This window comes from Streptomyces sp. NPDC001339, assembly GCF_042895955.1.
Lineage (GTDB): Bacteria > Actinomycetota > Actinomycetes > Streptomycetales > Streptomycetaceae > Streptomyces.
This window is the reverse complement of the sequence record NZ_JBIAWT010000003.1, coordinates 72,825-84,447: the sequence shown is the minus strand read 5'-3', so window position 1 is coordinate 84,447 and position 11,623 is coordinate 72,825. Positions and strand designations below refer to the sequence as shown.

The window sequence follows — 11,623 nt, the reverse complement described above, 5'->3', positions numbered from 1 at the left end:
CGCCCCCCGCCTCGATTCTGTTGCGCACCGCGCTCCATAGTGCGCAAAGCGAAACGCGTTGATACCGAACAGCAACAGGGGGGTCCTGTGCTTCCTGGTCCTGTGATTCCGGTCTGCCGCCTCGCCGACCTGCCCGTGGGCGAGTCCCTACGCATCGACACCGCACCTCCGATCGCCGTCTTCAACGCCGACGGGCAGCTGTACGCCATCGACGACACCTGCACCCACCAGGACGCCTCGCTCGCGGACGGCTGGCTGGAGGGGTGTCTGGTCGAATGCCCGCTCCACGCCGCTTCATTCGATCTCCGCACCGGTGAGCCCACCTGTCTCCCCGCGCGCCGGGCCGTGCGCACCCACACGGTCACGGTCGAGGACGGCATGATCTACGTCCACCGCACAGCCGAGGAGGGCACGGCGGCATGAGGTCGCGGCCGCGACGCCGCGGAGATCCGCCAGAAGCGCCCTGGCCACCTGGCTGCCTGCCCACCTCCGCCCCGGGCGGCCGTACACTCCCCTTGTTTGGAAATGGCTTCCATTTTCAGATAGCGTGGGCCACCGCCCAGTACCCCGGTCAGCCAGGAGGTCACCATGGCCGTGCCCAAGCGCAAGATGTCCCGCAGCAACACCCGCCACCGCCGCGCCCAGTGGAAGGCGCGCACCCCCCAGCTCGTACCGATCACCGTCGACGGCTCCACCTACCTGGTGCCGCAGCGGCTGGCCAAGGCGTACGAACGCGGGCTGCTGCACCCGGAGCGCTGAGGCGGTATGACGCACCACCGACTGCCCGTCACGGTCCTGTCCGGCTTCCTCGGCGCGGGCAAGACGACCCTGCTCAACCACGTGCTGAGCAACCGAGAGGGCCTGCGCGTCGCGGTCATCGTGAACGACATGAGCGAGATCAACATCGATGCGGCCCTGGTGCGCGGCGGCGAGTCCGCGCTCTCCCGCACCGAGGAACGCCTCGTCGAAATGACCAACGGCTGCATCTGCTGCACCCTCCGCGACGACCTGCTCGAAGAGGTCGGCCGACTGGCCCGCGAGGGCCGCTTCGACTATCTCCTCATCGAGTCCAGCGGCATCTCGGAACCGATGCCCGTCGCGGCCACGTTCGCCTTCCCCCGCGACGACGGGGCGACCCTCGGCGACCTCGCCCGGCTCGACACGATGGTCACGGTCGTCGACGCCGCCACCTTCCTGCCCGAGCTGAACGGCGGCGACGGCCTGGCCGAGCGGGGCCTGGACCAGTACGAGGAAGACGAACGCACCGTCAGCGACCTGCTGATGGACCAGATCGAGTTCGCCGACGTCATCGTCCTCAACAAGACCGATCTGGTCGACGCGGAGGCCGGCGACCGCCTTCGGGCCACGCTCGCCCGCCTCAACCCGGCCGCCCGGATCGTGCCCGTACGGCACGGCAGGGTGGACGCCGCCGACGTCCTCGGCACCGGACTGTTCGACCTGGAGCGGGCCCAGCAGGCACCCGGCTGGGTGCGCGAACTCAACGGCGACCACGTCCCGGAGACCGAGGAGTACGGCATCTCGAGTACGGTCTTCCGCGCCGACGCCCCCTTCCACCCGGGCCGGCTCTGGTCCTTCGTCACCGAAGGTCTCGACAGCGGCGACTACGGCCGGATCCTGCGCTCCAAGGGCTTCTTCTGGCTGGCCAGCCGCCCGCGCGTCACCGGGTTGTGGTCACAGGCGGGCGCGGTCGCCCGCTTCGAGCCGACCGGCGCCCGCGCCGCCGACGGCGGCCAGGGCCAGGAACTGGTCTTCATCGGCACGGAGTTGCGCCCCACGGCGCTGCACGCGGCCCTGACCGACTGCCTCCTGGCCGACGGCGAACACCCCTCCGATGACCCGTTCCCCGCCTGGGACACGTACGGCATCGACGACGCCTGCGCACACGAGCACCACGACCTGGTGCCGCAGGCCTGAAACCCCGGGTTGGGCAGTGGTCGCAGCCACGGCACTGCCCAACCCGGAACGCCCCTGCCATACGGCCCGATCGCTCCTCCGGCACGCAGTCCGCCCGATCACTTCTCCGACGCGCAGTCCGACCGCATGGGAGCCAGCATCGTGAGGGGGATGGCAAGGACGCCGAACTCATTGCCGCACGCGTTGAGGCGCACGCCGAAGTCCACTCCGTCGCGGGGCCGGGCGGCGGCCCCGGGAGCTACCGCAGCGAGCAGAGCGATGGCACAGGCGGTAATGGCAAGAGCACGAAGGCGCATGGACGTGTCCTCTCCGGTCGGCGAATCAATCTGATCCCTCCCACCGCACGCTAGACGCGGTTCGAGAACACGGCGGGAGCAGCACCGCCGACTGGCCTAACCCCTCGGCGCCCACGGTTGCCCACGACGCCTCACCGCCGGCCCAGTGCGGCCGGAACGGCCGGAACGGCACCGTGGCCCGGACAACGAGGGTCCGGGCCACGGTGCCGTCCAGCGGGGAGGCCCCGGCGTCACCAGGACGACTTGGTGACTCCAGGCAGGAATCCGGCGTGCGCCTGGTCCCGTACGCGCACACGGGAGAGGCCGAACTTCCGCAGATGGCCACGGGGGCGGCCGTCCACACTGTCCCGGTTCCGCACCCGGGTCGCACTGGCGTCGCGCGGCTGGCGCCGCAACTCCGCCTGGGCCGCGGCGCGTTCGGCGTCGGTCGAGGACGACCGCCGGATGATCTCCTTCAGCTCGGCGCGCCGGGCCGCGTACCGCTCGACGATCACCTTGCGCTTCTCGTTCTTCGCGATCTTGCTCTGCTTCGCCATCAGACCTTCACCCCGCGCGCGCGGATGCGTGCCACCGCGGCCTCGACGCCGATGAGGTCGACCGTCTTGATCGCCCTGGCACTGAGGGTGAGCCGGACGTACCGCCCCTCACTCGCCAGCCAGTAGCGCTTGCGCTGGATGTTCGGGTCGAACCGACGGGAGGTGCGGCGGTGCGAATGGGAGATGGTCTTGCCGAAGCCCGGTTTGGTGCCGGTCAGTTGGCAGTGGGCGGACATGGTGCTGGCTGCCTCTCATCGGAGAAAACTCTATCGGAAATGGAAACCGTTTCCATATAGTAGTCCATCGAGTCAAGGGCGGGGTGCACGACGTCCACGTACCCGGGTACCCGCCTGCGCCTCACCGGGACTCGGGACGACATACGGCTCCAGAGCGGCCGGTGGATCGGCCACGCCCGGCCCGCCGGCCGCCACCCATCCGAGGATGTCGCCGGTGCTCCCGTCGCCCAGCGCCCGGCCTATCCAGGTCACCCGGCCGCCACGGCGCCGGCCCTCACCGGACGGCTGGACGACGATGAGATTGGCCTGAGCGCACGGCCCCAGGCACGCGCTCGTACGGACCGCGAACCGCCCGCCCGACTCCGCCGCCGCGACGCGGAGCCGGGCGAGTTGCCCTTCATGGTCGGTGTCGGGGTGTTTGCGCGGGTTGCCGCAACAGCAGCCGCGGCATACGACCACGGTGCAGGGCCGTACACCGCGGTCCCGGCGGGCGGCGATCGCGTCGTCCATGGGCGGAGTCTGGGCCACGGGAACCGGATCGGCCAGGCCCGTCGTCTCGATCGGGACACCCCGAACTCCGCCTCGAGCAGGACATTCCGTGCCACTCCCGGCGGTGCGCGATGCCGCCACCGCGACTCCGTGGCGCTGTACGCGCTACGGGCGAGACGCGCCCTTTGAAGGCTCAGGTACGGTTTCGCATGCCTTTCTTCGCAATTGCCCTGACTGTCGGTATCGCGGGCGGCCTGATAACCGGTGCGGCCACCAAGTCCCTGCGCACCTCGCGGCGTGTACTGCTGGGCCTGGTGTGGCTGTGGGCCGCCGGTGTCGCCGGCCTCACCTTCGGCACCCGCTCCGGTGGCGGCCAGGCCGTCAACCTCGCCCTCCTCGACGTCGGCAACCCCGCCGATATCGTCGATTTCCTCCTGAACACGGCCCTGTTCCTCCCCGGCGGCATCCTCTTCGCCGCACTCGGCCTCCGCTGGTACACAGCCGGCCTCCTCGGTTTCCTCGGATCCCTCGCCATAGAGACGACGCAGTACCTCGTCCACTCCGGACGTACCTCGGACCTCAACGACCTGCTGTCCAACACCCTCGGCTGCCTGGCCGGCTTCGCCCTCGCGGCCGCCGTCCTCCACGCCCTCGGCCTGCCGGTCCACCGCGGCAGACGCGCGAGGCGTGCGAGGTACGCGGCCTAGACTGGCCGTTCGGGGACACGAAGGCGCGTCCCAGGGGGACGGAGACGATCAGTGGTGTTGGGCGTCACAGGCGCGGGTGCGGCAGGCGAGGGTGGTGGCACGGTGGACCCGTCCGCCGAGGTGCTGGGCCAGGCGGCCGCCGTGTTCGGGCTGCTCGCCTCCCCGCCGCGGCTGCACCTCGTATGGGCGCTGGCGCAGGGGGAGAGTGATGTGAGCGGGCTCGCGGGGCGGGTCGGCGGCGCGCTGCCCGCGGTGAGCCAGCATCTGTCGAAGCTGAAGCTCGCCGGTCTGGTGCGGTCGCGCCGGGAGGGCCGCCGGGTCGTGTACTTCGTCGACGACCCCGACGTGGTCGCGGTGGTACGGCTCCTGGTCGACCGGCTGTCCGCCCGTGCCGGGCACGCGTCGTCGGCGCACCTCCGTCACTTCGGCGCCTGATTCGGTACCCGATCCCGTGCCTGATTCCGTGCCTGGTTCCGTGACCGGTTCCGTGACCGGTTCCGTGACCGGTTCCGTGACCGGTTCCGTGACCGGTTCCGTGACTGGTTTGGCGCCCGATGCCATGCCTGCGCTTCAGCTGATGCGGCGGCTGGAGAGCGGGCCGCGCGGGCTGACCGAGGAGCAGGCCGAGGAGCGCCTGTTGCGCGACGGGGAGAACGTGGTCCCCGCCTGGCGGCCGGCCTCCTGGCCGCGGCGGTTTCTGGGCAGCCTGCGCGATCCGTTCACCATGGTGCTGCTGTGTCTCGGGCTGGTGTCCGCTGCCATCGCCTCCTGGGGCACCGCCTGCGTGATCATGGTGCTCGTCGTGGTGAGCTGCGTCCTGCGGTCGGGCGGGGAGCATCAGGCCGGCCGGTCGATGGCCGCGCTGCGCGAACTGGTCGCCACCACGGCGTCCGTACAGCGGAGGGCGGACGACGGCGCCCCGCCCGTGGTCCGTGAGGCGCCGGTCGATCAGCTCGTCGTCGGGGATGTGATCCGGCTCGGCCCCGGTGATCTGGTACCGGCCGATGTGCGGTTGCTGCGCGCGAGCGGGCTGACGGTGCATCAGGCGGCACTGACCGGCGAGTCCGCGCCCGTACCGAAGTACCCGATCGACGCGCCCGAGTACCCGGTCGACACACCCGCCGGCCACGGTGCGGAGCCGCCCGACCTGGCGGAGCCGCCGCACCTGTGTTTCCAGGGCAGCAGTGTGGCCTCCGGGAGCGCCACGGCGCTGGTCATCGCCACCGGTGCGGACACCCGGTTCGCGGCGTCGTACGGCCGTCCGGCGCGGCGTCGTACGGAGACCGCTTTCGACCGCTCGGTCCACGGCATCGCCTGGACACTGATCCGCTTCATGCTGCTGACCCCGCCACTGGTGCTGATGGCGCATGCGGCGCTGCGCGGGCGGGGGCTGGAGATGCTGCCGTTCGCGGTCGCCGTGGCGGTCGGGCTCACCCCGGAGATGCTGCCGGTGATCGTCACCGCCACGCTGGCCCGGGGCGCCGCCGCGCTGGCCCGTACCAGCGGCGTGATCGTCAGACGGCTGCCCGCCCTGCACGACCTCGGCGCGATCGACGTCCTGTGCCTGGACAAGACCGGCACCCTCACCCAGGACCGGCCGGTGGTGGAACGCTCGGTGGACGCCCGGGGAGACGACGACCCGGGCGTACTGCGCTGGGCCGCGGTGAGCAGCTTCTGGACCCTGGAGCTCGCCGAACTGCCCGCCCCGGACACCCTCGACGAGGCGATTCTCGACGCGGCCGGGGAGGCGTGCGGGAACAACGACGCGGACCCCCTCGCGTACGGCGACGACGCGACCCCCCTCGCGTACGGCGACGGCGCGGGCCCCCTCGCGTACGACGGGATCGCGGCCCTGCCCTTCGACCCCGTCCACCGCTTCGCCGCCGCCATAGTGCGCCGCCCCGGGCAGCACGGCCGGCACACCCTCGCCGTCAAGGGCGCCGTGGAGGACGTCCTCGACCGGTGCGGACACGTGGCCGTCGGCGGTACGGAGGCCGAGCTCGACGCCGCGGAGCGCGCTCGCCTCCTCGGCCTCGCGGCACGGAAGGCGGCGGACGGACTGCGGCTGGTCGCCGTCGCACACGCCGAACGCCCGGCCCGCCTCGGCACGTACCGCGAACCGGACGTACGGGGACTCACCTTCCTCGGCTTCGTCGCCCTCCGCGACGCGCTCGCGCCCACCGCCGCAGACGCCCTGCACGACCTCGCCCGGCGCGGCGTAGCGGTGAAGGTCCTCACCGGCGACCACCCCGGCACCGCCGCCCGCGCCTGCCGGGACCTCGGCCTGGAGCCGGGCGAGGTGCTCACCGCCGGTCAACTGGGTGCACTCACCGGGCCACCCCTCGCCGAAGCCGTCGGCCGGGCCACGGTGGTGGCCCGCTGCACGGCCCGGGACAAGGCCCGTATCGTCACGGCCCTGCGCGAGAGCGGGCACGTGACCGGGTTCCTCGGCGACGGCGTCAACGACCTGCCCGCCCTGCACGCGGCCGACGTCGGTGTCTGCCCCCGGGGAGCGGTGGAGGTGGCACGCGAGAGCGCCGATGTCGTCCTCGCCGAGAAGGACCTCACCGCCCTCGACCACGCGATCGCCGCCGGCCGCCACAGCAGCGGCAATATCGCCGCCTATCTGCACATCACGCTCTCCTCCAACCTCGGCAATGTCATCGCCATGCTCGCCGCCGGTCTCCTGCTGCCGTTCCTCCCCATGCTCCCGGCCCAGGTCCTGGTCCAGAACCTGTGCTTCGACGCGGCCCAGCTCGCCTTCGCCGTCGACCGCCCCGCGTCCGCCGCGACGCGCCGACCGGCCGTCCTCCGGGCTCGCCCCTTCCTCCGCTACATCACGGTGTTCGGCCTGCTCAACGCCGTCGCCGACCTTGCCACCTTCGGCGTCCTCGCCTTCGCCGTACACACCACGGCGGCGGACGCCGACAGCCACCCGGCGATGTTCCACGCCGGATGGTTCACCGAAAACCTCCTCACCCAGGCGATGGTGATGCTCCTCCTGCGGACCGGTCGCCGGGCCGCCGAGGACGGGGCCCTGGGCCCCGTCCACCTCGCCGTCACCGCCCTCGCCGTCATCGGCGTCCTGCTGCCGCTGTCCCCCCTGGGTCCGCTGCTGGACATGTCGGCTCCGCCGCCCCTCTATTACGCGCTGCTCGCGGCGGTCCTCACCGTGTACGGGTGCGCGCTCACGGCCGCCAGGAAGCGCTACGCGAGCCGGAAGCCTCGCGCGGGCTGCCCCGCCTGACCGCGCATCAGCGCTGTCAGCGTCTGGTATCAGCGCCGGCTCACTCACCTCACGTGCGCATACTTAAAATATTGCGCAACCCGGAAACTATCCGGATCCCCCCGGCGTTGAAGCCGAAGGACCCCGGACCCCGGACCCCGGACCCCGGACCCCGGACCCCGGACCCCGGACCCCGGACCCCGGACCCCGGAACGCCAGGACAGTTGTGGAGGAAGCAGATGAGTGTGGCCCTGACCAAGGGCGGCAATGTGTCGCTCACCAAACACGCCCCCGGCCTGACCGCCGTGCGGGTGGGGCTGGGCTGGCAGGTAGGAGCCACCGGAGGAGCCGCCTACGACCTGGACGCCAGCGCGCTGCTGTGCGGCCAGTCGGGGAAGGTCCTCTCCGACGGCCACTTCGTCTTCTTCAACAACCTGAGCAGCCCCGACGGTTCGGTCCGGCACTCGGGTAACGACGCGGCCGGCGGCAGCGGCGGTGACGACGAACAGATCCAGGTCGATCTCACCAGGGTCCCCGCCGAGGTGGCGAAGATCGTCTTCCCGGTCTCCCTCTACGAGGCCGAGCGGCGCGGCCAGAACTTCGGTCAGGTCCGCAGTGCCCACATCCGCGTGGTCGACGAGGCCAACGGCGCCGAGATCGCCCGCTACGACCTGAGGGGCGACGCCGCCACGGAGACCGCCATGGTCTTCGGCGAGCTCTACCGCCACGGCTCGGACTGGAAGTTCCGCGCCATCGGCCAGGGCTACGCGTCCGGCCTGGCCGGTATCGCCCAGGACTTCGGCGTCGACGTCCTGCGCCCGGCGGATACGGCAGATACGGCGGGCGCTGCGACGGCGAACACGGCCGCCGCAGCACCGCAACCGGTCGCACCGGCCGCGATCGCGACGCAGCCGGCCGCATCGCCGCTCGCACCGCAACCGACTTCATCACCATCGACAGGGAGCTCCCCCATGACCTGTTTCTTCGACCCCCAGCACGGCCCCGGCCCGACGACCGTGATGTGGTCCCCGCAATGGGGTGTACCCCGTCAGATCCAGGCCTGCGGCGGCTGCGCCCAGCGGGTGCAGACCACCCCGCCGCCGTACTACACCGCCCCTCAGACGGGATATCCGCAGCAGGCACCCCAGCACGGGTACCCGCAGCCGATGCCGCAGGGCTACCCGCAGGAGCAGCACCAGGCGCAGCAGCCTCAGCAGGGCGGCCGCCGCTTCGGTACCGGCGCGCTGATCGGCGCCGGCGCGGCCGGTCTGGTCGGCGGTGCGCTGCTCAACGAGGCGTTCGACGACGACGAGCCGGATGTGGTCGTCAACAACTTCTACGAGGAGTGACCCTCCCCGGCGCCCGGCCGCGACCCGCCTCGCCGGCCGGGCGCCCCGGCCCGTACCGACAGGAGAGCACCGGCGGCGAAAGGTAGGCTGGTCCACAGCGTGAACTTCCCGGGCCCGGGCGCGACACGACGCGACGCGACGCGAGGGTGAACGAGCCCCTCGACGGACCGGACCGCGACAGCCAGGACCGCATCGCCGACTGGAGGCAGCAGTGAGACTCACCGGCCCCGCGCTGCGTGTCACCGTCTTCGTCGGGGAGAACGACACCTGGCACCACAGGCCCGTCTACACCGAGATCGTGCACCGGGCCCACCAGGCGGGCCTCGCGGGCGCCTCGGTCTTCCGGGGCATCGAGGGCTTCGGCGCGTCCTCCATGATCCACACCAGTCGTCTGCTCTCCCTGAGCGAAGAGCTCCCGGTGGCCGTGGTGATCGTGGACACCGAGGAACGGGTCCGCGCCTTCCTCCCCCAGCTGGACGAGCTGGTTCCCGAGGGGCTGGTCGTCCTCGACGCCTGCGAAGTCATCCGCCCCGGGTCCGGGCCGCAGCCGGCCGACGAGTCCGCGACCGCGAGCCGGAAGGAGCCGGAAGGGCGGTGAACTGGCTGCTCGTCATCGCGGGAGCCATGGTCGGCGCCCCCCTGCGCTTCCTCACCGACCGCGCCGTACAGGCCCGGCACGACACCGTCTTCCCCTGGGGCACCTTCACCGTCAACGTCATCGGCTCCACGCTCCTCGGCCTGATCAGCGGCGCGGTCGCGGCCGGAGTGGCGTCCCCCCAGGTGCAGTTGCTGGTCGGCACCGGTTTCTGCGGGGCCTTGACCACGTACTCGACGTTCTCGTACGAGACACTGCGGCTGGCGGAGGACGGCGCCCGCTTCTTCGCCGCGGCCAACGTCGTCGCCGGCCTGGTGGCCGGACTCGGCGCCGCGTTCGCCGGCGCGGCGGTCGCACAGGCCGCCTGGGGGTAGAGCGCGCCCGGGGCCGGTGTCAGTCGCGTGGGGTGAGGCGGTAGCTGAATGCGGTGCGCCCGATGTCGACGGCCGTGGCGCCGCCGTCGAGGGGGAGGACCGCGCCGTTGACGAAGGACGCGGCGGGCGAGAGCAGCCAGCTGATCGCCTCGGCGATCTCGTGCGGCTCGCCGGGGCGGCCGGCGGGAAGGAGCCGGGTGGCCTCCTCGTACGCGGCGTCGATGCCGCCGTCCCCGAGCCCGGCCTCCTCCGCGAAACGGGCCATCCGTCCGTCGGCCATGTCGGTGCGCACCCAGCTGGGGCAGACGATGTTGGCGCGCAGACCGTCCCGTCCGTAGTCGACGGCGAGCGAACGGCAGAGCTGGAGCAGGGCCGCCTTCGACGTCGCATAGGCCGCGTTGGCGTTGCCGTTGCGCAGGGCGGACACCGAGGCCACGGCGACGACCGCACCGCGGGCCGCCAAGAGGTGCGGGAGCGCGGCGCGTTGGAGGAGGAAGGGCCCGGTGACGTTGGTGGCCATCACGGCCTCCCAGTCCGCCGGCGACAGGTCGCCGACGGATCCGCTGCGGGCGATACCGGCGTTGAGGACGAGTCCGTCGAGGCGCCCGTACGTGGACACGGCGGCGTCGACGAGGCCCTGCACGGCCTCGGGATCGGCGGCGTCGGCGGGATGGGCGAGCGCTCCGGTCTCCTCGGCGAGGCGGTGCAACGGCTCCGGGCGGCGGCCGGAGATCACCACCTCGTGCCCGGATGCCCTGAGCAGCCGGGCGGTGGCGGCGCCGATGCCCGTACCGCCGCCCGTCACAATGACAACTCGCTGCTCCGACATGGCGGTTCAGCCTCCTCGGTGGTCGTGTGCCCTGTGTGGTGCCCTGTGTGGTGCTCCGTGTGCTGTTCCGTGTGCTGTACGTGTCTCCTCGTGATCATACGGACGCCGTCGGTGTACGGCAGCGCCGCCGGGGCTCCGCCGGGTGCGCGGCCGTTGTCGTCGGACCGCGCAGGACCGGGTCGGACCGTGTCAGACCGCCTGCAGCCGGCGGGTCGCGGCATCCACGGTCTGGGTGAGCAGGGTGGCGATGGTCATGGGACCGACACCGCCGGGGACCGGGGTGATCAGGGAGGCGCGGGTGCTCGCCGAGTCGAAGTCCACATCGCCGACGTTGCCGGGGTTGTAGCCGGCATCGATGACGACGGCGCCGGGCTTGATGTGTTCGCCGGTGAGGAACCGGGGCCGGCCGACGGCGGCGACCAGGACATCGGCCTGCCGGGTGATCGACGCGAGGTCGGTGGTGTGGGAATGGCAGTAGGTGACGGTCGCGTTGCGGCCGAGCAGCAGCATCCCGACGGGCTTGCCGAGGATCGCGCTGCGGCCGACCACGACCGCGTGCTTGCCGGCCAGCTCGACGTCGTAGTGGTCGAGGAGGCGGAGGATGCCCGCGGGCGTGCAGGAGGCGAAGCCGTCGACACCGAAGCTCATGGTGGCGAAGGAGTGATAGGTGACGCCGTCGACGTCCTTCTCGGGGGCGATGGCCTCGAAGGCGGCACGCTCGTCGATATGTGCGCCGACCGGGTGCTGGAGCAGGATGCCGTGGACGTCGGGGTCGTTCGAGAGCCCGGTGAGGGTGTCGACCAGCTCGGCGGTCGTGGTGGCGGCGGGGAGGGCGACGTGCCGGGAGCGGATACCGGCCTTCTCACAACGGGCGCGCTTCATACGGACGTAGGTCACCGAGGCGGGGTCCTCACCCGCGAGTACGGTCGCCAGGCAAGGGCTCTGGCCGGTCTGTGCGGTGAAGGCGGCGGCGCGGTCCGCGGCCCGTTCGACGATGCTGCGGGCGAGTGCGGTGCCGTCCATGAGGCGGGCGGTACGGGACATCGACATC

The 11,623-nt window shown here is 71.8% G+C and carries 15 protein-coding genes; 9 read left to right on the top strand and 6 right to left on the bottom strand.

Annotated elements, in window-relative coordinates:
• Positions 1-102 precede the first annotated feature (102 nt).
• From ACFY12_RS09445 to ACFY12_RS09435, 3 genes are all read left to right on the top strand, one after another.
• Positions 103-423 carry a bifunctional 3-phenylpropionate/cinnamic acid dioxygenase ferredoxin subunit gene (locus tag ACFY12_RS09445; RefSeq protein ID WP_390715687.1) on the top strand — a complete coding sequence of 107 codons (321 nt, stop codon included), beginning with the start codon at positions 103-105 and terminating at the stop codon, positions 421-423.
• A 165-nt stretch (positions 424-588) separates the two neighbouring features.
• A complete protein-coding gene (gene rpmF, locus ACFY12_RS09440; RefSeq protein WP_390715179.1) occupies positions 589-759 on the top strand; it encodes a 50S ribosomal protein L32 in 171 nt (56 codons plus the stop codon).
• 6 nt (positions 760-765) lie between these two features.
• On the top strand, positions 766-1,935 hold the full coding sequence (locus tag ACFY12_RS09435; protein ID WP_390715178.1) for a GTP-binding protein: 1,170 nt from the start codon (positions 766-768) through the stop codon (positions 1,933-1,935).
• A 98-nt stretch (positions 1,936-2,033) separates the two neighbouring features.
• On the opposite strand, the gene ACFY12_RS09430 is transcribed toward ACFY12_RS09435, so the two are convergent.
• From ACFY12_RS09430 to ACFY12_RS09415, 4 genes are all read right to left on the bottom strand, one after another.
• Positions 2,034-2,231 (bottom strand): hypothetical protein, encoded by a 198-nt coding sequence (locus ACFY12_RS09430; RefSeq protein ID WP_390715177.1) that lies wholly within the window; start codon positions 2,229-2,231, stop codon positions 2,034-2,036.
• Positions 2,232-2,461: 230 nt separating this feature from the next.
• Positions 2,462-2,767 carry a 30S ribosomal protein S14 gene (gene rpsN, locus ACFY12_RS09425; RefSeq protein WP_390715176.1) on the bottom strand — a complete coding sequence of 102 codons (306 nt, stop codon included), beginning with the start codon at positions 2,765-2,767 and terminating at the stop codon, positions 2,462-2,464.
• Entirely contained in the window at positions 2,767-3,003 is a 237-nt protein-coding gene (rpmB, locus tag ACFY12_RS09420; protein WP_390715175.1) for a 50S ribosomal protein L28, read from the bottom strand. Before rpmB ends, rpsN begins: the two co-directional genes overlap by 1 nt.
• Positions 3,004-3,075: 72 nt before the next feature.
• Positions 3,076-3,513, bottom strand: a complete 438-nt coding sequence (locus ACFY12_RS09415) for a (2Fe-2S) ferredoxin domain-containing protein (protein WP_390715174.1) — start codon at positions 3,511-3,513, stop codon at positions 3,076-3,078.
• A 188-nt stretch (positions 3,514-3,701) separates the two neighbouring features.
• On the opposite strand from ACFY12_RS09415, the gene ACFY12_RS09410 reads away from it, so the two are divergent.
• The 6 genes from ACFY12_RS09410 (at position 3,702) to crcB (ending at position 9,743) form a co-directional block, all read left to right on the top strand.
• Positions 3,702-4,199, top strand: a complete 498-nt coding sequence (locus ACFY12_RS09410; RefSeq protein ID WP_390715173.1) for a VanZ family protein — start codon at positions 3,702-3,704, stop codon at positions 4,197-4,199.
• A gap of 51 nt (positions 4,200-4,250) precedes the next feature.
• Positions 4,251-4,634 carry an ArsR/SmtB family transcription factor gene (locus ACFY12_RS09405; RefSeq protein WP_390715172.1) on the top strand — a complete coding sequence of 128 codons (384 nt, stop codon included), beginning with the start codon at positions 4,251-4,253 and terminating at the stop codon, positions 4,632-4,634.
• Between the two features lie 124 nt (positions 4,635-4,758).
• Positions 4,759-7,446, top strand: a complete 2,688-nt coding sequence (gene mgtA, locus ACFY12_RS09400; protein WP_390715171.1) for a magnesium-translocating P-type ATPase — start codon at positions 4,759-4,761, stop codon at positions 7,444-7,446.
• Positions 7,447-7,664: 218 nt separating this feature from the next.
• Positions 7,665-8,774 (top strand): TerD family protein, encoded by a 1,110-nt coding sequence (locus ACFY12_RS09395; RefSeq protein WP_390715170.1) that lies wholly within the window; start codon positions 7,665-7,667, stop codon positions 8,772-8,774.
• A 211-nt stretch (positions 8,775-8,985) separates the two neighbouring features.
• Positions 8,986-9,372 (top strand): DUF190 domain-containing protein, encoded by a 387-nt coding sequence (locus ACFY12_RS09390; protein WP_390715169.1) that lies wholly within the window; start codon positions 8,986-8,988, stop codon positions 9,370-9,372.
• Positions 9,369-9,743, top strand: coding sequence for a fluoride efflux transporter CrcB (crcB, locus tag ACFY12_RS09385; RefSeq protein WP_390715168.1), 375 nt, complete (start codon positions 9,369-9,371; stop codon positions 9,741-9,743). The genes ACFY12_RS09390 and crcB overlap by 4 nt, the downstream gene beginning before the upstream one ends.
• Before the next feature lie 19 nt (positions 9,744-9,762).
• Here crcB and ACFY12_RS09380 read toward each other — a convergent pair whose 3' ends face one another.
• Both ACFY12_RS09380 and ACFY12_RS09375 read right to left on the bottom strand, forming a co-directional pair.
• Positions 9,763-10,572 (bottom strand): SDR family NAD(P)-dependent oxidoreductase, encoded by an 810-nt coding sequence (locus ACFY12_RS09380; RefSeq protein WP_390715167.1) that lies wholly within the window; start codon positions 10,570-10,572, stop codon positions 9,763-9,765.
• 189 nt (positions 10,573-10,761) lie between these two features.
• The gene (locus ACFY12_RS09375; protein ID WP_390715166.1) at positions 10,762-11,622 is read right to left on the bottom strand and encodes a bifunctional 5,10-methylenetetrahydrofolate dehydrogenase/5,10-methenyltetrahydrofolate cyclohydrolase; all 861 of its coding nucleotides are present in this window, start codon (positions 11,620-11,622) and stop codon (positions 10,762-10,764) included.
• Position 11,623: the final 1 nt, after the last annotated feature.

Excerpts from the sequence above, each read along its gene's own strand:
- ACFY12_RS09375 (WP_390715166.1), bottom strand. The coding sequence starts at position 11,622 with ATGTCGATGTCCCGTACCGCCCGCCTCATGGACGGCACCGCACTCGCC.
- ACFY12_RS09395 (WP_390715170.1), top strand. The coding sequence starts at position 7,665 with ATGAGTGTGGCCCTGACCAAGGGCGGCAATGTGTCGCTCACCAAACAC.
- ACFY12_RS09430 (WP_390715177.1), bottom strand. The coding sequence starts at position 2,231 with ATGCGCCTTCGTGCTCTTGCCATTACCGCCTGTGCCATCGCTCTGCTC.
- ACFY12_RS09415 (WP_390715174.1), bottom strand. The coding sequence starts at position 3,513 with ATGGACGACGCGATCGCCGCCCGCCGGGACCGCGGTGTACGGCCCTGC.
- rpmB (WP_390715175.1), bottom strand. The coding sequence starts at position 3,003 with ATGTCCGCCCACTGCCAACTGACCGGCACCAAACCGGGCTTCGGCAAG.
- mgtA (WP_390715171.1), top strand. The coding sequence starts at position 4,759 with ATGCCTGCGCTTCAGCTGATGCGGCGGCTGGAGAGCGGGCCGCGCGGG.
- ACFY12_RS09410 (WP_390715173.1), top strand. The coding sequence starts at position 3,702 with ATGCCTTTCTTCGCAATTGCCCTGACTGTCGGTATCGCGGGCGGCCTG.
- ACFY12_RS09380 (WP_390715167.1), bottom strand. The coding sequence starts at position 10,572 with ATGTCGGAGCAGCGAGTTGTCATTGTGACGGGCGGCGGTACGGGCATC.
- ACFY12_RS09435 (WP_390715178.1), top strand. The coding sequence starts at position 766 with ATGACGCACCACCGACTGCCCGTCACGGTCCTGTCCGGCTTCCTCGGC.
- rpsN (WP_390715176.1), bottom strand. The coding sequence starts at position 2,767 with ATGGCGAAGCAGAGCAAGATCGCGAAGAACGAGAAGCGCAAGGTGATC.
- rpmF (WP_390715179.1), top strand. The coding sequence starts at position 589 with ATGGCCGTGCCCAAGCGCAAGATGTCCCGCAGCAACACCCGCCACCGC.